The organism is Actinomycetota bacterium (assembly GCA_018333515.1).
GTDB lineage: Bacteria > Actinomycetota > Aquicultoria > Aquicultorales > Aquicultoraceae > Aquicultor.
This window is the reverse complement of the sequence record JAGXSZ010000007.1, coordinates 1-22,349: the sequence shown is the minus strand read 5'-3', so window position 1 is coordinate 22,349 and position 22,349 is coordinate 1. Positions and strand designations below refer to the sequence as shown.

At 51.9% G+C, this 22,349-nt stretch carries 22 protein-coding genes and 2 tRNA genes; 9 read left to right on the top strand and 15 right to left on the bottom strand.

Translation table 11 applies throughout. From position 1 onward, the window contains the following. Positions 1-121: 121 nt before the first annotated feature. From KGZ93_02135 to KGZ93_02120, 4 genes are all read right to left on the bottom strand, one after another. Positions 122-1,258 carry a DUF3800 domain-containing protein gene (locus KGZ93_02135; GenBank protein ID MBS3908426.1) on the bottom strand — a complete coding sequence of 379 codons (1,137 nt, stop codon included), beginning with the start codon at positions 1,256-1,258 and terminating at the stop codon, positions 122-124. 290 nt (positions 1,259-1,548) lie between these two features. Next, a tRNA-Ala gene (locus KGZ93_02130) sits at positions 1,549-1,621 on the bottom strand. A 305-nt stretch (positions 1,622-1,926) separates the two neighbouring features. Further along, complete coding sequence (locus tag KGZ93_02125) at positions 1,927-2,646, bottom strand: capsular biosynthesis protein (GenBank protein MBS3908425.1); 720 nt, start codon at positions 2,644-2,646, stop codon at positions 1,927-1,929. Between the two features lie 68 nt (positions 2,647-2,714). Further along, a tRNA-Ile gene (locus tag KGZ93_02120) sits at positions 2,715-2,791 on the bottom strand. Positions 2,792-3,094: 303 nt separating this feature from the next. On the opposite strand from KGZ93_02120, the gene KGZ93_02115 reads away from it, so the two are divergent. Then, positions 3,095-3,568 (top strand): bifunctional nuclease family protein, encoded by a 474-nt coding sequence (locus KGZ93_02115; protein ID MBS3908424.1) that lies wholly within the window; start codon positions 3,095-3,097, stop codon positions 3,566-3,568. A 33-nt stretch (positions 3,569-3,601) separates the two neighbouring features. Here the strand turns inward: KGZ93_02115 and KGZ93_02110 are convergent, their stop codons facing one another. Continuing rightward, a complete protein-coding gene (locus KGZ93_02110) occupies positions 3,602-3,958 on the bottom strand; it encodes a hypothetical protein (GenBank protein ID MBS3908423.1) in 357 nt (118 codons plus the stop codon). Between the two features lie 270 nt (positions 3,959-4,228). On the opposite strand from KGZ93_02110, the gene KGZ93_02105 reads away from it, so the two are divergent. Next, positions 4,229-4,567: an STAS domain-containing protein gene (locus KGZ93_02105; protein ID MBS3908422.1), complete on the top strand. Its 339-nt coding sequence runs from the start codon at positions 4,229-4,231 to the stop codon at positions 4,565-4,567. Positions 4,568-4,613: 46 nt separating this feature from the next. Here the strand turns inward: KGZ93_02105 and KGZ93_02100 are convergent, their stop codons facing one another. From KGZ93_02100 to KGZ93_02055, 10 genes are all read right to left on the bottom strand, one after another. Further along, complete coding sequence (locus KGZ93_02100) at positions 4,614-6,059, bottom strand: RtcB family protein (GenBank protein ID MBS3908421.1); 1,446 nt, start codon at positions 6,057-6,059, stop codon at positions 4,614-4,616. Between the two features lie 44 nt (positions 6,060-6,103). Then, a complete protein-coding gene (locus KGZ93_02095) occupies positions 6,104-6,520 on the bottom strand; it encodes an archease (protein ID MBS3908420.1) in 417 nt (138 codons plus the stop codon). An 83-nt stretch (positions 6,521-6,603) separates the two neighbouring features. Further along, entirely contained in the window at positions 6,604-9,066 is a 2,463-nt protein-coding gene (gene gyrA / locus KGZ93_02090) for a DNA gyrase subunit A (GenBank protein ID MBS3908419.1), read from the bottom strand. 27 nt (positions 9,067-9,093) lie between these two features. Further along, positions 9,094-10,992 (bottom strand): DNA topoisomerase (ATP-hydrolyzing) subunit B, encoded by a 1,899-nt coding sequence (gene gyrB / locus KGZ93_02085; GenBank protein ID MBS3908418.1) that lies wholly within the window; start codon positions 10,990-10,992, stop codon positions 9,094-9,096. A 105-nt stretch (positions 10,993-11,097) separates the two neighbouring features. Continuing rightward, positions 11,098-11,643: a DUF721 domain-containing protein gene (locus tag KGZ93_02080; GenBank protein MBS3908417.1), complete on the bottom strand. Its 546-nt coding sequence runs from the start codon at positions 11,641-11,643 to the stop codon at positions 11,098-11,100. A gap of 61 nt (positions 11,644-11,704) precedes the next feature. Beyond that, entirely contained in the window at positions 11,705-12,772 is a 1,068-nt protein-coding gene (recF, locus tag KGZ93_02075; GenBank protein ID MBS3908416.1) for a DNA replication/repair protein RecF, read from the bottom strand. Positions 12,773-12,796: 24 nt separating this feature from the next. Next, positions 12,797-13,012, bottom strand: a complete 216-nt coding sequence (locus KGZ93_02070; protein MBS3908415.1) for an RNA-binding S4 domain-containing protein — start codon at positions 13,010-13,012, stop codon at positions 12,797-12,799. 3 nt (positions 13,013-13,015) lie between these two features. After that, complete coding sequence (gene dnaN, locus KGZ93_02065; GenBank protein MBS3908414.1) at positions 13,016-14,113, bottom strand: DNA polymerase III subunit beta; 1,098 nt, start codon at positions 14,111-14,113, stop codon at positions 13,016-13,018. 188 nt (positions 14,114-14,301) lie between these two features. Next, the gene (dnaA, locus tag KGZ93_02060) at positions 14,302-15,648 is read right to left on the bottom strand and encodes a chromosomal replication initiator protein DnaA (GenBank protein ID MBS3908413.1); all 1,347 of its coding nucleotides are present in this window, start codon (positions 15,646-15,648) and stop codon (positions 14,302-14,304) included. 16 nt (positions 15,649-15,664) lie between these two features. Continuing rightward, positions 15,665-16,513, bottom strand: a complete 849-nt coding sequence (locus tag KGZ93_02055; protein MBS3908412.1) for a histidine kinase — start codon at positions 16,511-16,513, stop codon at positions 15,665-15,667. 817 nt (positions 16,514-17,330) lie between these two features. Between KGZ93_02055 and rpmH the strand changes: the two genes are divergently transcribed. From rpmH to mnmG, 7 genes are all read left to right on the top strand, one after another. After that, positions 17,331-17,465 (top strand): 50S ribosomal protein L34, encoded by a 135-nt coding sequence (gene rpmH, locus KGZ93_02050; protein MBS3908411.1) that lies wholly within the window; start codon positions 17,331-17,333, stop codon positions 17,463-17,465. A 9-nt stretch (positions 17,466-17,474) separates the two neighbouring features. Then, on the top strand, positions 17,475-17,819 hold the full coding sequence (gene rnpA / locus KGZ93_02045) for a ribonuclease P protein component (protein MBS3908410.1): 345 nt from the start codon (positions 17,475-17,477) through the stop codon (positions 17,817-17,819). Further along, positions 17,819-18,028 (top strand): membrane protein insertion efficiency factor YidD, encoded by a 210-nt coding sequence (gene yidD / locus KGZ93_02040; protein ID MBS3908409.1) that lies wholly within the window; start codon positions 17,819-17,821, stop codon positions 18,026-18,028. Before rnpA ends, yidD begins: the two co-directional genes overlap by 1 nt. 17 nt (positions 18,029-18,045) lie before the next feature. Next, the gene (locus KGZ93_02035; protein MBS3908408.1) at positions 18,046-18,723 is read left to right on the top strand and encodes a membrane protein insertase YidC; all 678 of its coding nucleotides are present in this window, start codon (positions 18,046-18,048) and stop codon (positions 18,721-18,723) included. Next, positions 18,707-19,321 carry a protein jag gene (locus KGZ93_02030; GenBank protein MBS3908407.1) on the top strand — a complete coding sequence of 205 codons (615 nt, stop codon included), beginning with the start codon at positions 18,707-18,709 and terminating at the stop codon, positions 19,319-19,321. The genes KGZ93_02035 and KGZ93_02030 overlap by 17 nt, the downstream gene beginning before the upstream one ends. Before the next feature lie 152 nt (positions 19,322-19,473). Further along, complete coding sequence (mnmE, locus tag KGZ93_02025; GenBank protein ID MBS3908406.1) at positions 19,474-20,856, top strand: tRNA uridine-5-carboxymethylaminomethyl(34) synthesis GTPase MnmE; 1,383 nt, start codon at positions 19,474-19,476, stop codon at positions 20,854-20,856. A 76-nt stretch (positions 20,857-20,932) separates the two neighbouring features. Further along, positions 20,933-22,349 (top strand): tRNA uridine-5-carboxymethylaminomethyl(34) synthesis enzyme MnmG (gene mnmG, locus KGZ93_02020; GenBank protein ID MBS3908405.1); only part of this gene is annotated, 1,417 nt, incomplete at its 3' end.

Genomic DNA, 22,349 nt, shown 5'->3' with positions numbered 1-22,349 from the left:
TGTTGCTCTGCAAACGCTTGCGGGCTTTTTGTACTTTTCCCTCTCTTCTGTCAAGGCTTTCGTGGCAAATCACGGGGACTATCACAGCTCTGTTTTTATGAGTGTCTTACAATCCGTCAAATTATAGGAAATGGACCATCGCAAAGTCCTGTCTAGATTGCTCCATGCTGCTTAAATCTAGGCCTAAAAGCGAGATTACAAAATCAGCAAATTCATCCTTATGTTTCCTCGCAGCAGAATCCGACCTATTTAACACACGGCTTATGCTCGCAGCGTAGAGGTCGGAGAGCTGAATACAAATATCACCTCTTGACTCAACGGCATCTAACACCTGTAGGGATAATTCATCGCTAAAATGATATAAGAACCCGGCTTTCAGGCTCTGTTCTAGCTCGGTCATGAATAGTTTATCGTTGCCGTCATCCTTGTCTTTGAACAGATTAACCTGACGAGGCAAACTTGCTCGCTTGGTCTCTATCTCATGCTCCATGCCCTTATGCACTAACTGGTAATGAAGGTCATATATCATTTTATTCTCAGGTCTCGCTACCCCAGCTTTTTCCAAAACAACTGCTTTGAAACTAAGGCAACCCGCCGCAAGAGCTTCAGCAAAAAAGTCCTTATACGATTGTAGCTCTTGCCTGCCCATTTTCTTAAAATGAAACTCATGCTTAATGTTATTCTTGTTGCGCCAGTCGAACCTAAGGTAATGCGAAAGCTTTGAAGCTAGCATTGCATCCGGCGTACACACACCTCCAACAACCACATATTTTTGATTCTTTCCGCTCTCATCAGCATAGAAAGTTATAACCGGTACACCGGGCTTATCTGCTAATTGTTCTTCGATTTCCTTAGATTCTCGTTTCCTTCTGTGAGCCCGCACCTCATCGCTTGCCCGAAACAAGCCAAACTCATTCTGGATCTTTGCACGCGCCCTGACTATTGAGGTTATCCTCTCAACTTTATGCATGTTAGCTTTATCAATAGAGCCATCGGGATTCATGTAATCTGGATAAAAGGCTTCCCAGTACTTATAGGCCAAGGCTACGTCCGAGTTGCGAGTTCCAGGGAATTGATTTAAGATAAACGCAACCCTAGCGCGGATTTCGGTTAAGTTAAAGGCGGCAAGCTTATTAAGCAAGCTTGCCTTTTCCTTCGCAATTCTCTCAGCCCTTGAAAGCTTATGTTTAGTGGGCTTTTCTAGCTCATTTTCTTCTGGCTTCAAATTTTCATTCGAAAGCTCAAAGTCGTTATTCATAAATAAAGCCCCTGCTTGTAGAACAACTCTGCATTAATGTAGTATTGCTAAACATTGTATTTAGCCAATGCCAATACTTCTATTATCGCATAAACAGCGTGAGTGCTGGCAAGTCGTAAGTAGTTGCATAAAGATCGGTAGACAAGGCTGTGGGTGAAGGGGCGTCTGTGTATCAATGTCCCTGCATACCATAGAGGGGTACATTAATCATTCCCATGCTGATGTTTCTTCAGACTACAATAGGTGGTGCTAAAACAAAAAGCCCCAGCATCTCTACCAGAGCTTATCGGTGGAGGATAACGGGCTCGAACCGATGACCTCCTGCGTGCAAGGCAGGCGCTCTCCCAACTGAGCTAATCCCCCGTGACCTGCGGTTTTGCAGGCGAACTTTCTATTCTTTTGTAACTTTGCCCCTTGTAGAAGGCCCTATTTGGCTTTCTTGGGGGCGTTGTTTGGGGTCTGTCGCCCTCCCAACTGAGCTAATCCCCCATATGCCGTTATCGGACCCGCTTTTGCGCGCCGGGCGCTTGCGGTCAACACCTGGAACAACCGGTGCGATGTCCTTGAATATTGTATAGTATATCGTTCGCGACGGCAACTTATTTCCAGCACACCTCTGGCGGTCGCCTCATTCGACCGGCGAGAAGCAAATTCCTCCCCGCCTCAGCCTATTGCTCCTCTTCGAAGATACGCGCCGGGTTTTCGTCGACCATGGCGCGCGCCGCCCCCTCGCCGACTATCTTGGCTGCGACGGCGAGCGCGGCGCCAAAGTCCGGCGGCCGGTTCTCGGCGCCGTGGGAGTCGCTGGCGATGATCTCCACCCACCCGCGCTTGAGGAGCGCGACCGCGGTATCGAGACACGAGCGTCCCAGCTCACCCGTGAGACTGCCCACATTGATATGGGTGAGACAACCCATATCAATAAACCTCGCGAGCCGCTCGGGATTTCGCTGGATATCATAGACCCGCTCCGGGTGCGCGATAATCGGCTTCCAGCCGGCGGTGCGCAGGCGAAAAACGACCTCTTCCGAGAAGATGGGTATCGTGTCGAAGTAAAACTCTATCAACACGTAGCTGCTTGCGGCGAGCGGGAGCGCGGTCTGCGACGCGAGCCGCTCGGGGATGTCCGGCGACATCCGCAGCTCGCTCCCGGCATAGACCTCTACCGGGATTTCGCGCTCGCGCAGCGCGGCTTGGAGCAGCTCGACGCCGGCGAGCGTCTCCTGCGCCGAAACGTGGTGCCAATCGTTTTGGTGCGGTGTGGCTACGATACGGGTGATACCGTTTAGGTGCGCGAAGCGCGCCATCTCGACCGCCTCTTTCAGCGTCTCGGCCCCATCGTCGAGCCCCGGCAAGATATGATTGTGGATATCGACAAACCCGGCCATCGCGCCTCCCAGTCCATACCTTAGATAATTATACCTCTAAATAAAAAAAGCTCGCGCGAGCGAGCCATTGGTGGGCCTAGCTGGAGTCGAACCAGCCACCTCACCCTTATCAGGGGTGCGCTCTAACCAACTGAGCTATAGGCCCGAGGCAAATCACGGCCAACTTTAGCGACCAGCTTCATATTGTACAGCTCCCGCCTGAAAAATTCAAGGCGAAGATTTCCCTTGCCCGCAAAGAATTTACAGTACCATTTCCCCTGCGCCGGGCCGCGCGCGACGGCCCATTGTCGCGCCTTTCACGTGGAGCGAACCCGCTGAGGCACGCTGTTAACCCATCCTCTTTTTGGCGAGCGCACGCTCATGGGACGACCGGCTTGGTTTGATTAATTGATTAAATCTTTGCTATTGTGAGCATAGACGATTAAGCGCGTTTTTCGAGGTGAAACAATTGTTTGAAATGGAAGTTCACGGCGTCAATCTCGACATTCTGACCAATCAGCCGGTAATCATATTGAGAGACAACGCCACCAGCAGGTACCTGCCTATCTGGATAGGCCAGTTTGAAGCGACCGCCATCCTCATGGAGATACAGGGAATCCGTCCGTCGAGGCCGCTCACACACGACCTGCTCAAAACCATCATCGACAAGCTCAGCGCCGAGGTCGACAGCGTCGTCATTAGCGACCTGAAAGAGGGGACCTTCTACGCCCAAATCCATATCTCTATAAACTCGAACAAGCTGCGGATAGACGCGAGGCCGAGCGACGCCATAGCGCTCGCCGTCCGCACCAAGGTGCCGATCTTCGCCGATGAATCGGTCTTGGACCAAGCCGCCATCTTAAGCGAGACGGGCGAAGATGAAGAGGTCGAGCGGTTCCGGGAGTTTCTAAATAATATCAGGCCGGAAGATTTTCAGGAGTAGCGGGTCGCGACAACGGGGCGCGGGCCTTCGGTGCTAGAACTTGACCTCGCCCAAGACCGTCATGTTCTTGATAGTGCCCTTCGGGATAATATGGAAGTCGTTGTGACGATAACCCCGGCCGCGGTTTGTAAGGTCATAATCTTGAACGAGGACGATATAGTCATCGGTCTCTTTCCATACTAAGCCAACGGTAATCTTCGATAGTCTAAATACCTCAAAATCATCGGGTATTTCGACCCTCGAATAAGCGGTAATATCCTCCCACCATACAGCCGCGACACATTTTATCTGCGCCTCGACCAATTCATCCTCGTTAAAAAAGTCGGCGGCGGGCTCGAAAGATACTTGCGATACGGCTTTGCCGCTCGTCTTTATTGGCTGTTCTTTCAACAGATAACTCTCCTTTATGGTGCCCGGCGGGTTTGAGCCTATGGCAAGATTTTAAACTTTATGGGCGTCGGTGTCAAACTGTTTGTAATTAAAACCGCAGGTCATACGTATAGTTAGTCAGCAATACACCGTTTGCTTGCATCTGGTGGCGGTATTTGTCACAGCGCTCGACTTAAATATAATCGCATTATATGTTTTATATCCGTAATGGTCGGGAATAACAAAACGAGACGTAACACATCCGCACCTGGTACGAAAGGCAGGCCGTGTATGGAAATAATCAAAAGAGCGGTTGACCATGTGCCGATTATTGAGATACACGGCCAAATCGACCTTAGCAACTGCCACATGCTTCACGATGAGATTTTTTCCGCGGTCGAGCAGGGTGACTACCGCTTGATAGTCGACTTGAAAAAAATCAGCTACATCGACAGTTCGTGCCTCGGCGTCCTGCTCGGGGGGCTTGATTTAGTCAGAAAGCGGGGCGGCGGGCTCGCCATCGTCGGCAACCCCCTCGTCGACAGGGTCTTAACGCTCACCGGTCTCACCCGGCTCTTTCCTTTTCATTCAACGGTAAACGACGCTCTCGCGGGTCTCGAAACCAACTAGCGCCCGCCCAAATTAACACCCTTAAATCAAGCGGGTCTCCGCGAAGCTATCCCTTTATCACACCGATGGGGCGTAGCCGCGCCACCTTCTTGGCGATATCGGTGTTGTGACACACCTCGACCACCCGGCTTACGTCTTTATAGGCCCCCGGCGCCTCTTCCGCGAGGAGTGCCGGGCTGCCCGCGAGGACTCGGATGCCTTTTGCCTCAAGCTCTCTCTTGAGCGCCTGTCCGCTGATCTCGCGCTTAGCTTCACTGCGGCTCATCAGCCGCCCGGCCCCGTGACAGGTCGAGCCGAATGTCTGCCTCATCGCTTCATCGGTCCCGACCAGGATATAAGAGGCGCTACCCATATCGCCGGGGACCAGAACCGGCTGCCCTATGTGGCGGAATTTCTCCGGGGTTAGGGTATTGCCCGGACCGAAAGCTCTCGTTGCTCCCTTGCGGTGGACGCAGACCTTCTTTACCTCGTCGTCGACGAGGTGCTCCTCGAACTTGGCGATGTTGTGGCAGACGTCGTAGAGAAGGCGCATCCCCATCGACTCCGCGCTTTTGACAAAGACACGCTCGAACGACTCCCTGACCCAATGCGCCATCACTTGGCGGTTGACGAAAGCATAGTTTACCGCGCATGCCATCGCCGCGTAATAGTCGCGCCCCTCGCGAGACAAAATCGGCGCGCAGCCGAGTTGCCGGTCGGGAAGGTCTATGCCGGTCGCGCGCACCACCTTGTCCATCACCTTGATATAGTCGCTGCAAATCTGGTGGCCCAAACCACGGGAGCCGGAGTGGATCATGACGACGAGTTGCCCCTCAAAGAGGTCGAAGACGTTAGCCGCCCGCTCGTCGAAAATCTCAACCACCTCTTGTATTTCAAGGAAGTGGTTGCCGGCCCCGAGGGTGCCGGGCTGGTCGTAGCCGCGCTCAAACGCTCGGTCGCTTACGGCTCCGGGGTCGGCGCCGGCCAGGCGGCCGCGCTCCTCTATAAACTCGGTATCCTCGTCCCAAGCATAGCCGTTTTTTATGGCCCAATCGACACCGTCGACCATGACCTTCTCGAGTTCCTCTCGCTCCAGCCTGATCTTTCCCCTGCTGCCCACCCCCCTAGGGACACTCCTCGCGATTTCGTGCATTAGGGCATCGATCTTGTCTATTACGTCTTTTGCTAAAAAATCGGTCTTAAGGAGGCGCACCCCGCAGTTGATGTCGAAGCCGACACCGCCGGGCGAGATGACCCCCGTCTCGATGTCGGTCGCCGCAACGCCGCCGATTGGAAAACCGTAACCCCAATGGATATCGGGCATCGCGTAAGAGGCTTTTATTATGCCGGGAAGAAACGCGACATTCGCGACCTGCTCGACCGCCTTATCCTCGTGCGCCTTGAGCAAGAGTTCCTCACTGGCGTAGATGATGCCCGGAACCCGCATTCCTTTTTTGTAGCTTACCGGGATTTTCCAGATATACTCTGAGACTCTTTCGAGAGCGTCAAACATCTTTACCACCGTCCTAAAACGCTTTCAAAACACTTTAAGGGCGTTTAGACATCGAAAATTACCTGGGCCGACCAGTCCTCGTTGTGCTCGATTTTGAGCATGTGGTATGTGCAGGCTTTGATTTGGGTGCCAATCTGGTGGCGGCCGAGGTCGAGCGGCTCACCGTAGGCTACGGCGCGCATGTGGTGTTCCTCATCCCATTCGACGATTTCGAAGCGCTTAAAGACCGTGTATTCCACTTCGAAGCGGTACAAAAGCTCGTTGAGCCATTCGACGAGCATGCTCTCCCGGTCCTCGGCTTCGACCGATATCTCTCGCGACATCGACGGCTTGATGTTCTCGAGGTCCGTAATGAGACTGAACATTCCGGTAGCGGCGTTTTCGAATGCCTCTTTGAGCGTGTGGCCGTGCGCCTTGAGGCCGACATCGGCGGTGTGCTCTAAAACCTCAAACGGCAACATCGGCTCCCCCGGCGTGCGCTAAAACGGCTATCTCTAATCCATGCCTACATTATCCGGCGGTTTCCACGGACTCGTCGGTCGCCTTAAATCTCCGGCTCTTCGTTCCCGTTAGGCTTGTCCTTGTCGTCAACGATTAAAGCGACGGCGCTTACCGTATCGTTTTCGTTTATGTTCATTATTCTGACGCCTTGCGTGTTTCTACCCATTTGCGAAATCTGTTTAACAGGCGTGCGCATCACGATGCCTTCCGTCGAGATTATCATGAGACTATGGCGTTCTTGAACCATCTTGGCGGCCGATACCTTGCCTCGCGCGCTGGTCTCTTTGAGCGTCTTTACGCCCTTGCCGCCGCGCCCTTGTTGCGGGTAGTTGTGCATCGGGGTGCGTTTTCCAAACCCGTTGTCGGTAATGATCAGGAAGTCGGCTTCATCTTTTGCGACCTCCACCGCGAGAACCTCGTCGTCCTTGGCGAGACTCATCCCTTTGACCCCGGTCGCGGTGCGCCCCATCGGCCGCACGTCGGTCTCGTTGAACCGGATGGACATGCCGCCGCGCGACACCAGAATCATATCGTCTGAGCCGCGGGTGATCTTGACTCCTATCAGCTCGTCGTCCTCGCGCATGCTGATTGCGAGAATCCCGTCGCGCCGCGAGGTGTTGTACTCCTTAAACGGCGTCTTTTTGACAATGCCCTTCTTCGTAGCCATCATGAGGTACTGGTCTTCCTCAAACGCCTTTGTCGAGATGACCGCGGCTATCTTCTCGTCCTGCGCGAACGGCAGGACGTTGACGATGGCGTGTCCGCGCGCCGTTCGGCCGGCGGTCGGCAACTCATGCACTTTTATTTTGTATACTTTCCCCTTGTTCGAGAAGAACAAGATGAAGTTGTGCGTCGACGATATGAAGAGGTGCTCCACAAAATCGCCCTCTTTAAGGTTGGTGCCGGAGACCCCCTTGCCGCCTCGGGCCTGCTGGCGATAGGTCGTTACCGGCAGACGCTTGATATAGCCGGAGTGGGTAATCGTTATCACCATGTCTTCCTCGGCTATCAAATCTTCTATCTCAAGCTCCGCCGCCGCCGAGACAATCTGGGTGCGGCGCTCATCACCGAATCTCTCTTTGACCCCGATGAGTTCCTCTTTTATGATATCGAGGACCATCTGCTCGCTCGCGAGGATTCTCTTAAGGAGCGCTATCTTCTCCAGAAGCTCTTTATATTCCATCTCTATCTTTTGGCTCTCCAGCGCGGTGAGGCGCTGGAGGCGCATATCGAGGATGGCTTGTGCCTGTATCTCGGAGAGGTTGAAGTTGGCTATGAGCCGCTTCCTGGCCTCGTCTACCGTCTTCGACTGCCTGATGGTCTTGATTACCTCATCGAGATTGTTGAGCGCGATGAGGAGGCCTTCCAGGATGTGCGCCCGTGCTTCGGCCTTTTCCAACTCGAATCGGGTGCGGCGCACGATTATCTCTTTCTGGTGCTCGATATAGTGGCGGAGCACCTGCGGCAGGCTGAGCGTGCGCGGGATACCTTCGACCAGGGCGAGCATTATAACGCCGAAGCTCGTCTCGAGCTGCGTGTGTTTATAGAGCTTATTAAGGACTACCTGGGGAATTGCCTCGCGTTTCAGTTCGACGACGAGTCGCATACCGCTGCGGTCCGACTCGTCTCGAAGGTCCGATATCTCCGATATCTTCTTTTCGCGCACCAGCTCGGCTATCTTCTCGGTCAAACGTGCTTTGTTGACCTGGTAGGGTAATTCGCTAATGATGATTCGCGTCTTGTTCGACTTGGTCTGCTCCATGTGCGCCTTACCGCGCACCTTGATGCTGCCGCGCCCGGTCTCATAGGCGTCCCTTATCCCCGCCCTGCCCATTATGGTGCCGCCGGTCGGGAAATCAGGGCCTTTGACGATTTGCATAAGGTCGCTCGGCTGGGAGTCGGGGTTGTCTATCAGTTTAATAGTAGCGTCGATGACTTCGTTAAGGTTGTGCGGCGGGATGTTGGTCGCCATGCCTACCGCGATACCGGACGAGCCGTTTACAAGCAGGTTCGGATAGCGCGCCGGCAAAACGACCGGCTCCTGCTCGGTCTCGTCATAGTTGGGAACGAAGTCGACGGTCTTCTTGTCTATGTCTCGCAACAGCTCGACGGCGAGTTTGGAGAGGCGCGCTTCGGTGTAGCGCATCGCCGCAGGCGAATCGCCGTCGACCGAGCCGAAGTTGCCGTGCCCGTCGATGAGTTCGTAGCGCATCGAAAAACTCTGGGCCATGCGCACGAGGGTGTCGTAGATGGCGCTGTCGCCATGGGGGTGGTACTTACCCATGACGTCACCGACCATGCGCGCGCACTTTTTATAGGGTTTACTCGGAAGAATTCCCATCTCGTTCATGCCGTAAAGAATCCTCCGATGGACCGGCTTCAAGCCGTCGCGCACATCGGGTAGCGCCCGCCCCACGATTACGCTCATCGCGTAATCGATGTACGAGCTTCGCATCTCGTCTTCTATTTCAATCGTCTCTATTCTGCCTGTAAGGGCATCGACCATCGTCATTCTCCTTCTTGACCGAACTCGTTAAATATCTAAAAAGCGCACGTCTTTCGCGTGCCGCTGGATGAATTCCCTTCGAGGCTCGACTTTATCCCCCATGAGCGTCGAGAATATCTCGTCGGCGGCGATGACGTCTTCCAGGTTTACCCGCAAGAGCGTCCTCGTCTCCGTGTTCATAGTCGTATCCCAGAGCTGGTCCGGGTTCATCTCGCCAAGACCTTTATATCTCTGCAGGCCGACGTTCTTTTCGACGCTCTTTATGTATGTTTCGAGTTCCCTGTCTTTATAAAAATATCTTGTCAGCCCATCGTGTGTCACCTTATAGAGCGGCGGCTGTGCTATATAGATGTAGCCCGACTCTATCAGCGGGAGCATATGGCGATAGAAGAAGGTCAGTATCAGTGTGCGGATGTGCGCACCGTCGACGTCGGCATCGGTCATGATTATTATTTTATGGTAGCGCGCATTGCCGATATCAAAATCCTCGCCTATGCCGGTACCGAGAGCGGTTATTATCGCTTGAATCTCTTCACTGCTTAGAACCTTGTTTAATCTGGCTTTTTCGACATTTAATATCTTTCCTTTTAGCGGCAATATCGCTTGGAAACTGCGGTCGCGCGCTTGCTTGGCCGAGCCGCCGGCCGAGTCTCCCTCGACCAAAAATATCTCCGAGAGGGCGGGGTCTCGCATTGAACAATCCGCCAGTTTTCCCGGCAGGGACGTGCTTTCAAGGAGCCCTTTTCTCCGCGTAAGCTCGCGGGCCTTTCTGGCGGCGGCGCGGGCATGGGAGGCCTGTATTACCTTACTTATTATGATCCGCGCGATCTGCGGGTTTTCCTCCAAAAACTCGTCGAGCTTAGACCCCAGGGTTCCCTCGACCAGACTTCGGATTTCCATGTTGCCGAGCTTGGTCTTGGTCTGACCTTCGAATTGCGGATCGCGAAGCTTGACGCTGACTATGGCGGTCAACCCCTCGCGAATATCCTCGCCGGAGAGATTTTCCTCCTTCTCTTTTAGGAGTCCTTTCTTTCTGGCATAATCGTTGATCGTTCTGGTCAAGGCCGACCTGAAGCCGGAGAGGTGCGCGCCCCCTTCGTGCGTGTTTATATTGTTGGCAAAAGTGAAGACGCTCTCGCTATAGCCGGTATTATATTGCATGGCGATCTCTACTTCGTTATTGCCGTCATCGTTTTCAAAGTAGATTATCTTTTTGTGAACCGCCTCTTTTGTTTTGTTCAGGTGATTTACGAAATCTACGATTCCACCCGAATATTTATATTCTACCTGCTCATAGGGGGCCATGCGCTCATCTATCAGCTCGATCCTGAGGTCTTTGTTGAGAAACGCCATCTCTCGCATGCGTTGACGCAGTGTGTCGAAGACATATTCAACCTCATCGAAGATCTGCTCATCCGGATGAAAGGTGACGGTGGTGCCGCTCCTGTTTGTTTTACCTAACTCTTCGAGTTTGGTAACAGGCTTTCCATACTCATAGGTTTGGTGGTAGGCTTTGCCGTCTCTGTGTACCTCAACGGTCAATTTTTTAGAGAGCGCGTTGACGACGGATATGCCTACGCCATGAAGGCCGCCGGAAACTTTATACCCCTCCCCGCCGAACTTGCCGCCGGCGTGCAAGAGGGTCAATACAATCTCTACGGCGGGTTTTTTATATTTATCTATGATGTCTACGGGAATACCCCGTCCGTCGTCGCTTACCTCTATCGCGTTGTCGGGCTTGATCTTTACTATTATATTTTTACAATATCCCGCAAGGGCTTCGTCGACACTATTGTCGACTACTTCATAGACGAGGTGGTGTAGTCCTCGTGGCCCGGTGCTCCCGATATACATACCGGGGCGTTTACGAACCGCTTCCAACCCTTCGAGCACGGTTATGTCTTTAGCGGTGTATGTTGCGCTCACGAATATTCCTTCTTTCCATTACAAGGTAGGGTTTTACAGTAAGAAGCGGCTCTTGTCGGCCGCCGTTACAACCCTTATATTATAGCATATTTCAAATACACAAGGTTATTTCAGTGAACACCTCCGGCACCTCTTTTCGGCTGTTGGTGTCTGGCGGCCGCATCTTTTACAAACCGCCCATCCCTCAGCGGCTCGCCACCGGTTGAGTTTTTTGCTCTGTATTATCAGCGACGCGAGCCGCTTCCGTAAGTCATCGTCAAGTATGGGGGAGGTTGTCTCGGCCGCCTCCTCTGCCTCCCGTTCCCCAAGGGGGATGTCTTTTAACTCCGGCCCGGCAGCCGTATCTTTATCACCGGCCGGCCTCACAAAAGACTCACAAGAAAATTTTATTTCTCGGACTATGGGGGCGGCTAAATAATTGTTCAATAATTCCTTGAGTTTAGGGGTAAATCCGCTCAGCTCTTGCGCCCAGGTCGGACTTTTGGTTTTAACATAAAGGACGCCGTTTCGTATATATTTAGGAGACGTGTTCCCGGCGATATCGTCCGCGACTATCTTGTTCCACGCTTCGACCGCCCTGACCTCTTCGAGCCTGTCTTTAAAGTTGCGCTCATTATTAACTTCGTCTATGACGTCGGAAAATCTCTTCATAAAAGCTTCCGCCTAACGACTATTATCACAACGACAACGGTAAAATTCGCGGCCCGGTCGATTATTTCACCGAAATGACATTGTGTCCACACTCTCGCTCTTTAAAATACTCCATGTTCGTGCTGGTTACTAATACCTGTATTCCTTTTTCTATATATTTTAAAAGAGCCGCTCTGCGCTTGATATCCAGCTCCGACATGACGTCGTCGAGTAAGAGCACCGGATATTCCTTAATTTTTTCGGTGATTATCTTATGTTCCGTAATTTTTAAAGCAAGCGCGACCGACCGCTGTTCACCTTGTGAGCCGTAGATCCTCATATCGATGCCGCCGACAAACATCCCGACGTCGTCGCGGTGCGGACCGAGGAGGCTCTGTCCCCGCTCTATCTCCGCTCGCCTTTGCGCTCGCAATCCCTCCATAAAACGCTCTTGAAGGTTTTCGACCGAGCCGTCTTCGCCCACTAGCCGACTCTCGTATTTTAAACTAAAGCGCTCCGTTGCGTCCGAAATTTGCGAATATATCTCCGCGGCATGTTCGGCTATGGTCGCCACCGCTTCGTTCCTATATTTTATGATTTTAGTTCCCGCCTCAACGAGCTGCGCGTCCCAATAATCGATCATGTCGGGATTCATTCGTCCCGAGCCGACCTTTTTTAGAAGAAGATTTCTCTGGCGCAACACCTTGCCGTAGTGTTGGCGCCAATATAAATAATCCGCTTTCGTTTTTTCTAGAATCTCGTCGAGATAAGCGCGCCTGTGTTCAGGCATCTCTTTGACGATTTTTAGGTGGTCCGGCGTAAACATCACCGTTTGAACAGGCCTCGCGCGACCGGAAAAACCCTTTTGTAGAACGCCGTTGATCTTAAGCCTTCTGCCGCCTTTTTTTTCTACCACGGCCTCTACTACGAGGTCTCTATCGGTTCTTTTTACGGAGGCTTTCACATGTAAAAATTCCTTGCGCCACGCGATAAGTTCTTGGTGGTTTCCGGTCCGGTGTGAGCGTCCGTTTTCGAGAAAATAAACGGCTTCCAAGATGTTGGTCTTTCCAACGGCGTTCTTCCCTATTATAAAATTTATGCCTGGTGTGAACTGTGTGGAAAAATCTTCATAATTTCTATAATTTTTCAAAAATAGCTTTTCTATATACATACATTATTTCAATAACAAAGAGACACCCAACACGTCGTCTTCGACCTCGACAATGTCTCCCGCTTTTATTTTATAACCCCTTCTAGTTTCTTTTTTGCCGTTAACATCGACAAACCCGCCTTGAATAAGGTATTTTGCCTCTCCGCCCGTTGAGGCGAGGTCGGCATATTTCAAAAGCTGCTCCAATTTAGTTCCGGGCTCCACAACGACTTCCCTCATCTATCAGCCTATTCTAACCGGCATTATTAAATATATAAAACCCCGGTCTTGGACCGGCCTTACGAGCCCGGGCTTGAGTGGGCTGTTTAATTCAATATTTATTTCATCTTCGCCGATAGATTGAAGGCCGTCTAATAAATAGTTCGCGTTGAAGGCGATCTCTATTCCCTCCCCAAAGGTCTTCGCCGAAACCCTTTCTATCGCGGAGCCGAGGTCTTGGGATATCGCCGATATCTCGACCTCATTATTGTCTATCTTCATCTTCACCAGCGAGGTGCTTTGCGCTAAAAGAGCGACCCTTCGCACGCCGGCGATGAGGTCTTGTCGGCTGAATTTCACCCTTAAATCGCAATCGCTCGGCAGCAGTTGCTGATAGTTGGGAAATTGCCCTTCGATGAGGCGCGAGATTATAACCGTATCTCCGAGGTCGAAATAGACCAGATTGGGCTCTAAAATAATCTCCACGTCTTTATCACCGACCGCTTTTGAGACCTCGTCGAGACAGCGTCCGGGAATAACGGCGCTACTCTGGGTCGCGTCGAGCCCCTCTACCGCCACATCTTTTATGGAAAGCCTATAGCTGTCGGTCGCGACCATCTTAAGGTGACCCTTATCGATATTGATCAACACGCCGCTCAAGATAGGGCGCGTTTCGTCTCTTGAAACCGCCTTAATGACGTGCTTTATCACGTCCGATAAGACCCGGCCGCTTATCTTAACACCGCTATGGCCTGTTATATTCGGAAACTTCGGAAAGTCGGAGGGCGAGTATGAACGAATATCGAAGACCGCATTCAAGCTGATAATTTTTATATTGCCGCCCTTATCATCGCTGACTATTTCAATATTGCCGGCGGGTAGATTCTTTACTATCTCTCCTAACAGCCGCGCGGGAATCACCGTCTCTCCTTCTTCTCTCACCGTTGCGGGCAGAACACACTTTATCGATAATTCCAAGTCGGTCGCGTATAAGTGCAACATACCGTTGGCCGCCTTAAAATGAACACCGCTTAAAACAGGAAGCAGCGCCCTCGGCGAGACGGCCTTCTGTACGGTTTGAACGGCTCTGTTTAATTCTTCTTGTGATATTTGTATATTCACACTTCCTCCTATTAATATTTTATATAAATAAGTATAGTTGTAATTAATAGGCGCTGTTAATTGTGTTAATAACACCTATTTGCGCACTTCGGCCGCGTCTTCAACCTGTAAAAAAAGTACTGATGAAAAATGTGTAAACTCTTAGTAAAAAAAATTTCAACTATTATTAACAGATATATCAACAGGTTTTAAGTCTTCTGCTTTATACGATTTGTCAATTCTTGAATTTGATTATATACTTCCCGGCTCGTGCTTATCATCTTATTTACCTTGGAGTTCGCATACATAACCGTTGTGTGATCGCGGCCGCCAAACTCTTCGCCAATTTTTGGAAGACTCATGTCGGTCAGTTCACGCGCGAGATACATGGCCAGCTGCCGCGGATAGACAATATCCTGTGAGCGCTTATTTCCAACTAATTGTGTCTTAGATAGGTTGAAATATTTACACACTTCGGACTGGATAGTATGTATGGATATAGGGCGGCCGGCCCGGTTGGGAAAGATGTCCTTAAGTACGGTCTCCGCAAGAGTTCTCGTTAATTTCTCCTTATTCAAGTTTGAAAAAGCGATGATGCGGATGAGCGCGCCTTCGAGTTCACGGATGTTGGATTGTATGCGCGACGCGACAAACTCGAGAACATCCTTGTCTACGGATAAGTTTTCTAGTTGGGCTTTCTTATCTAATATGGCGATTCTGGTCTCGAGGTCGGGGGGTTGTATGTCGGTTATGAGACCCCACTCAAAACGAGAGCGGAGACGGTCCTCAAGGGTCGCTATATCTTTCGGAGGCCGGTCGCTAGAGAGCACGATCTGTTTGTTGGCTCCGTGAAGAGTATTAAAAGTGTGAAAAAATTCCTCCTGCGTCGCCTCCTTGTTCTCGAGAAACTGTATATCATCGACAAGGAGTATGTCATTGTCCCGGTAACGTTTTTGAAAGCCGGTGATTTTGTCTTTGTCCCGGATGGAATTGATAAAATCGCGGGTGAATTTTTCACACGAGACATATTTTATTTTAAGAGACGGATGATGTTTTAGCGCGTAATATACGATGGCCTGGAGGAGGTGGGTCTTACCGAGCCCCACGCCCCCATATATAAAAAGCGGATTATACGCTTTTGAGGGAGACTCCGCGACAGCGAGGGCCGCGGCGTGCGCAAACCGGTTGCTTCCCCCTATAACAAAAGAATCAAAAGTATATTTTTCGTTTAGATTTATGGGACGTCTATTATTTTCCGGCGTCTTTTGACGCTTTTCATCCTGTTTTTCCGGCGTCTGCCCGGCATTTTCATCGACGACGACCTTTATAAACATCTCCTCCGCGAGGACCTGGAAGAGAGCGTCTTCTATAAGGCTGCTGTAGCGCGTCTCGAGCCATTCTTTAGCGAAAGGGCTCGGAGCGAAGATGGTAATGGAGTCGTCTTCTATTAGAGCAGGCTTAGTACTCTCAAACCAGGCATTAAAGGTGGGTGGGTTGAGCTGGTTTTTTATTATTTTGAGTACTTCGTTCCAGATGTGATCGAGCTGGTTTAGCAAGAAAAAAGACACCCGCCTATTGGTTGAGAATATTGTCTAAGTATTCTATCCCTAACGATGTGAGAACTCTTTTACCCTGTTCATCAGAGGAAATTAGAGATTTATCTTCCAAGTATATCAAATCGCGGTGTGCGGTGCTAAGGCCTATGCCGAGTTCGGCGGAGACTTTGGATGGTCCGGTAGAGCCTATCTCCATTATCAAAAAGAGAACCTGTTTTTGGCGTTTATTTAGTGCTATTTCCGCCGGAACAGGGGTTTGTTCGCGGCTCGCGGCGGCTACTTTATTGGGAACGCTCAGCGTTATTACCGTTCCGGTGTCGAGGTTGTCTTCCACCTCGATGGCACCGCCGAGGAATGTTATTGTCTCTCTGATAATAGGCAATCCGGAGCCGACCCCTTTTATATATTGTTTCATATGGGGGGTGGCTGTTGAAAAACCGGGTTCGCACGCCTTATCCTTGTTTTTTATTCCCGGGCCTTGGTCTGAAATACGCACCGTGTTTCCATTGTTATAAATACTTATGACTATATCTTTAAAATATGCGTGTATTAGATTTTCGATCGCTTCTCGTAAGATCGTGTAAGGAACATTTCCCCCTATCTCTTTGGAGTATTGGTAGGTTTTAGCGGCAAGAAGATTAATAAAATCGTCATAATCCTTCAAATTTAATTCCACAACGCGCGGCGCGGCCATAAAGGTATCATAAATAGCAAGCCTGGCGATATTGTTGAGCCGGCCTGACGGCTCTACGGCGGCGGAGACGGCGTCGTCTAAAACCTTAGGCGGCTCAACCGCCGTCTCTTTGACCGCGGAACCCTCGGCAGCCTCTAAATTATTAATGAAGCGTAAAAAATGGCTTTCCATGTCCCGTCCAATAAATATTCTTAACCCAACTTATCCCCTGAGTTATTAACAATACATTAAAATCTATAAAAACGAAAAATCTCGACGTAAGCGGGCTGTTTTATGTAAAGACTCTATCTTTGATTGTATCAAAACGAAAGGCCGGCGAAATCGTTTTGACAATAAAAATGCTGGCGAAAGAGTAAAGTTTTACACATAAATATACACAGCTGTGGAAAAGTCTTGGAAAACATTAGAAAGTATTTCATCGAACGGCTTGTAGAAAAAGAATAACCCATAAATTGGCTTTCCAAAAAGACAAGAAGTGTTTTAAGTAGCCGGCTCCTGTGGAAAACTCCGTTTTTTTAAAGAAAACCCGAAACCGCCCCACCAAGAGGGGCTCGTTTAATAAATAATAACGACGACGGCGCGCGAAATATTTTACCCTATCTGAGCAGCGAATTTTAAAAGCAATATAAATAAAAGGTTTTTAGAAGGGGCAATAATTGCGTCTCAAGACGAATAGGAAAACATGCAAATAAAGGCGATAGAAAAAGTTATTAACATTATCCACAATATACGGGCGAACGATTGCGGCGCGGACACACCGAACATTCGGATACCCGGGATAGTATTTTTGGCCGGCTTTATAAAAAATCCATGGAAAATAATTATTACGGCGCGGCGAACGCCCGCCCCCGGCATATATTTAAGTCGGAGCCATATCCTTGGTGCCGTGAGCGGGCGCCCATAAGCGACACCGAACGGTAAAATCCTTGACACCAGCAGCTAGAGAGCAATATAATATAGCCTGTTCTTTTTATATTAAGGAGTCACCTTGAAGCGGACATATCAACCGAATAAAAGAAAAAGAAAAAAGACACACGGCTTTCGCATAAGGATGCGTACCAGGGCGGGAAGAAAGATCATCGCCAATCGCCGCAGAAAAAACAGGGCGAGGCTAACCGCCTAAGTGCATGCGATGCGCAGAGATACTCGGCTGACCGTCGGCAAGGAATACGGAGAGGTATATTCGCGCGGCGGGTCGGTCGCGAACAGAGAGCTGGCTTTATATTTTTTAAAAAAGGAATCCGACGTAACGCGCGCGGGAACATCGATCTCGCGGAGAGTCGGCACGGCGGTCGTAAGAAATCGCATAAAGCGATTGATAAAAGAGTCCTTTAGAAAAAATGAGGCAAGAATCAAAGAGGGATATGATTTAGTCTTCATCGCAAGACACGCGGCAAAGGGAAAGTCTTTTCACGAAGTTGAAAAGGCTTTTATTGATGTTTTAAGCAAAGCCGGGCTGCTGAGGGAAGAGAGATGATGAAGAGATTGATGATAGGCGTGATAAATGTCTATCAGAAGACCATATCCCCGCTATTTCCACCATCGTGCCGGTTTTACCCATCGTGTTCCAGCTACGCGCTCCAAGCGATTCAAAAACACGGCGTGATAAGGGGCGGGTTGATGGCGGCCGGAAGAATATTACGGTGTCACCCCTTCTCTCCCGGGGGGCACGACCCAGTTAAATAAAGGGGGTTTTTTGTTTGATGAGCCTTTGGAATGGCTTAATAGACCTGCTCAAAGAGGTCATGGAATTTTTTTATTTATACGTTAACGATTATGGCGTGGCCATAATCCTGCTGACTGTGGCTATAAGAATCGTAATATTGCCGCTGACGATAAAGCAGACCAAGTCGATGTATGAGATGCAGCGGCTCCAGCCAAAACTAAAGGAACTCCAGGAAAAATATAAAGACAACAAAGAGAAACTCCAGAAGGAGATGCTCAAGTTTTATGCGGAGCACAAGGTCAACCCATTTGGCGGTTGCTTCCCGCTCCTGCTGCAAATGCCGGTATTTTTCGCCTTGTTTCAGATGTTAATGAAGAACAAGGACCTCTTAGAGGCGACATCGCTCGGTATCTTCGGGCTCGGGACAAAGCCGAGCGCGGTATTTGGGGAAGGAATCGTCGTATTTTTTCCATATTTTATACTGATTGTGTTGATGGCGCTTACCACCTATATACCGCAGAAGATGATGACGACCGACCCTCAGCAACAGCGCATAGGCCTGATACTCATGCCGTTAATGGTATTTTTCGCTTGGACTCTGCCGACGGGAGTCCTATTATATTGGATAACCACAAATGTCTGGACGATAGCTCAGCAATACGTAACCCTGAGGCTGGCAAAACAAGCGGAGGTCGCTAATGGCAAGGGCAATTGAGAGTGAGGGCAACTCGGTAGAAGAGGCAATCGAGGCGGCGTTGGTAGAGCTGGGATTGGGCCGCGACAGTGTCGAGATAGAGGTCTTAGAAGAGGGGAGCCGGGGCTTTCTCGGGATCAGCGCGGCTAAAGCGCGTGTCCGGGTGAGTGTGGCGGAGAGCGGCTCGCAGCCCGCCACCGCCTTTGTCGAAGAACTCATCGACAAACTGGGGGCGAGCGGCGACGTGGACGTATCCGAAGACAGTGAGACCATCAACATAAACATCACGGGCCCCAACGCCGGGCTGCTTATTGGTAAGAGGGGCGAGACACTCGCCGCGATTCAGACGATCACCGGTGTCGTCTTGCGCAAGAACAACATAAAGAAGAAGCTCGTGCTCGATGTCGAGGATTACCGAAAGCGCCGGGCGGAGAGCCTCACGGAGATTGCGCTGAGTGCGGCCGAGAAGGCTCTAAACACCGGAAGGCCGGTAGTGCTGCAGCCGATGAATTCATTTGAAAGACGACTCGTCCACCTGGCATTGCAAGATAACGACGAGGTGATTACAATAAGCGAAGGAGAAGAACCGAGTCGGCAAGTAAGGGTCGCGCCGAGATAGCCTGCCTTAAAGCAAAATTTTAACACCCGGCGTCTCTTGAGCCGGGTGTTTTTGTTTCTCCCCGGTGAGCTGCTTGTTTATTAAAAGTTTACGATTGTACATGCAATATGAACGCGCAGCAAGGAGTAGGTATATGAGGGTAAATGTCAATTATTGTTAACGACACCATTGCGGCGATATCTACGGCCGCCGGTCAAGGCGGAATCGGAATCATTCGGCTGAGCGGACCGGCGGCTATCGATATCGCGGAAAAGATGTTTAAGGGAAACAAGGGCGCGACTCTGGCCGGGCGAAAAAGCCACAGCCTTCTTCTGGGGACCATTTACGACCCCGCCGACGGCTCCGACGTCGACCAGGCGCTCATCGCGGTGATGCGCGCTCCCGGCACCTATACCCGCGAGGACGTCGTGGAAATCAATTGCCACGGCGGCGTCGCGGCAATTGAGAAGACCCTCAACCTGGTGTGCGCCGCCGGGGCACGCCCGGCGGCGCCCGGCGAGTTTACCTTGCGCGCCTATTTAAACGGCCGCATCGATTTAGCGCAGGCCGAAGCGGTCGTCGATATCATAAACTCGCGGACCGAAGCGCAGCTGAGGGTTGCGGTAGACCAACTCGAGGGCGGGCTATCGCAAAAGATCGGGCGCATATCCGATGCGCTCGTCGAGGCCTTGGCCCAGCTCGAGGCGGCGGTCGATTTCTCGGATGAAGACATCGAAGTCCTTCCGGTAGACGACATCGGCCGCATGCTCCGAGAGGCCCACAAAGAGCTGATAGCCTTAGGGGAGACGTCCAACAGGGGAAGAATTCTAAGAGAGGGCATCGATGCGGCCATTGTGGGGCTTCCCAATGTCGGAAAATCAAGCCTGTTGAACGCGCTTCTTCGCGAAGAACGCGCTATCGTGACGGCGGTGCCGGGAACGACGCGCGATGTCATCGAGGAGGCAATAAGCATAAAAGGGGTTCCCTTGCGGATAAAGGACACCGCCGGCATACGCCATTCGGTCGACGAGGTGGAGATAATCGGGGTCGAGTTGTCGCGCAGGACCATTAAGACCGCGACGCTGGTCCTGTGCGTCATAGACGGGAGCCGACCCATAAGCGCCGGGGATATCGGGCTGGTCGAGGAGGTAAAGAGCGAACCGGCCGTTCTCGTGATAAACAAGGCCGACCTGCCCGAGGATAAATCGGTTGCGGGGCTGGAACTTCCGCAAAACTTTAAAGCACGGGCACGGGTCTCGGCGCTTACCGGGGACGGCATCGACGAACTCGAGACCACCATAGAGAAGTTGTTCTTTGCCGGCGAGATCGATATGTCTGATAAGACGCTGATAACGAATGCGCGCCACGCGCAGCTCATCGAGCGCGCCGTCGGCGCCACCCGAGAAGCGTTTGAGTTGCTGGAGGCGTCGATGCCGGAGGAGGTAGTCGCGACGGTTCTCAAAGACGCCCTAAGCGACCTCGGCGAGATTACCGGGGAAACGGTGTCGGAAGATATCCTGGGGCGGATATTCAGCCGGTTTTGCATAGGAAAATAGGGGGGCGCGCCAAAATGTCTTGACACAAGAGAGATTGGCGCCTTCACGTGTAACAAAAGGATGAGCGTGCTTGGGGATGGAAAGATTTGATGTGATAGTCGTCGGCGCGGGGCATGCCGGCTGTGAGGCCGCCAGTGCCGCGGCCCGCATGGGATGCCGTACGCTGCTGCTGACCATAAGCTTGGATGCGGTTGCGCTGCTGCCGTGCAATACATCGTTCGGCGGCCCCGGGCGCGGACAGTTGGTCCGCGAAATCGACGCGCTCGGCGGCGAGATGGCGAAGATGGTCGACGCGCACACCATCCACTCCCGCTGGTCGAACACGGGGAAAGGTCCGGCGGTGCAAGCGCCGTTTGCGCTGGTCGACAGGGTCCGGTACCAGCTCGGGACGACCTACCTGCTCGAACACACCGAAGGCCTGTATGTGCGCCAAGCGCACATCGAAAGCATCGCAAAAAAGGCCGACCGCATTGTCGTCAAGTCGCTCTTCGATGAGGAATTCGAGGGCGAGGCGGCTATCGTCACCACCGGCACATTTCTCGGAGGTCGGGTTGCATACGGCGCCGTCCGCGAAGATGCGGGCCGCCACAGCGAGCGCGGCTCGGACGAACTCTCGACAAACCTCTCCGCGCTCGGCTTTCGCATGGGGCGCTTTAAGACCGGGACTTCGCCCCGTGTTTCAGCGGAGAGCGTCGTCCTAGACGGCCTTGAGGAGCAACTGCCGGATGTCGAGCCCGAGCCGTTTTCGTTTTGGACAGACGATTACTCACCGTCTTCGTTATCGTGCTATCGAACCCAAACCGGCGAGCGGACGCGGCTGGTTCTGGCGTCGCGAGTCAAAGAATCCCCGCTGTATTCGGGCGCGATACACGCGGGCGGCGCGCGGTACTGTCCCTCGATAGAAGATAAGTTCGTGAGATTTCCCGAGCGTGAGCACCACCCGATATTTCTGCAGCCTGACAGTATCGACCAGGCAGAGCTATATGTCCAGGGCTTGTCGACGAGTCTGTCGCTCGAAGCCCAAGAGGAGCTAATCGGCTCTATCCCCGGCCTCGAGAACGCCCGCATCATGCGCCCGGGCTATGCGGTCGCCTATGACTTCATCTATCCGGACCAGCTCTATCCGACATTGGAGACCAAAGCGGTCCCGGGGCTTTATGCCGCCGGGCAGATCAACGGTACCTCCGGATATGAAGAGGCCGCGGCCCAGGGGTTGATGGCGGGAATTAACGCCGCTTTAAAAATACAGGGACGCGCGCCCTTTGTTTTAGACCGTTCCCAGGCCTATATCGGTGTCCTCATCGACGACCTGGTTACCAAGGGGGTGGACGAGCCGTACCGGATGTTTACCTCGCGCGCCGAGTACCGCCTGCTGCTCCGCTCCGACAACGCGGATATCAGGCTCTCGGGTTTGGCTTTTGAGCTCGGCCTCATCGACGGCGAGCGCCGTCGCCGGACCGAAGAGAAAGAGCGCCTGACGGCGGAGGTGTCGG

Excerpts from the sequence above, each read along its gene's own strand:
- KGZ93_02035 (MBS3908408.1), top strand. The coding sequence starts at position 18,046 with ATGAGCCTTTGGAATGGCTTAATAGACCTGCTCAAAGAGGTCATGGAA.
- KGZ93_02080 (MBS3908417.1), bottom strand. The coding sequence starts at position 11,643 with ATGAAGAGATTTTCCGACGTCATAGACGAAGTTAATAATGAGCGCAAC.
- KGZ93_02030 (MBS3908407.1), top strand. The coding sequence starts at position 18,707 with ATGGCAAGGGCAATTGAGAGTGAGGGCAACTCGGTAGAAGAGGCAATC.
- KGZ93_02055 (MBS3908412.1), bottom strand. The coding sequence starts at position 16,513 with ATGGAAAGCCATTTTTTACGCTTCATTAATAATTTAGAGGCTGCCGAG.
- KGZ93_02125 (MBS3908425.1), bottom strand. The coding sequence starts at position 2,646 with ATGGCCGGGTTTGTCGATATCCACAATCATATCTTGCCGGGGCTCGAC.
- yidD (MBS3908409.1), top strand. The coding sequence starts at position 17,819 with ATGAAGAGATTGATGATAGGCGTGATAAATGTCTATCAGAAGACCATA.
- KGZ93_02135 (MBS3908426.1), bottom strand. The coding sequence starts at position 1,258 with ATGAATAACGACTTTGAGCTTTCGAATGAAAATTTGAAGCCAGAAGAA.
- KGZ93_02070 (MBS3908415.1), bottom strand. The coding sequence starts at position 13,012 with ATGAGGGAAGTCGTTGTGGAGCCCGGAACTAAATTGGAGCAGCTTTTG.
- KGZ93_02100 (MBS3908421.1), bottom strand. The coding sequence starts at position 6,059 with ATGTTTGACGCTCTCGAAAGAGTCTCAGAGTATATCTGGAAAATCCCG.
- rnpA (MBS3908410.1), top strand. The coding sequence starts at position 17,475 with ATGCGCAGAGATACTCGGCTGACCGTCGGCAAGGAATACGGAGAGGTA.
- gyrA (MBS3908419.1), bottom strand. The coding sequence starts at position 9,066 with ATGGTCGATGCCCTTACAGGCAGAATAGAGACGATTGAAATAGAAGAC.
- KGZ93_02095 (MBS3908420.1), bottom strand. The coding sequence starts at position 6,520 with ATGTTGCCGTTTGAGGTTTTAGAGCACACCGCCGATGTCGGCCTCAAG.
- KGZ93_02105 (MBS3908422.1), top strand. The coding sequence starts at position 4,229 with ATGGAAATAATCAAAAGAGCGGTTGACCATGTGCCGATTATTGAGATA.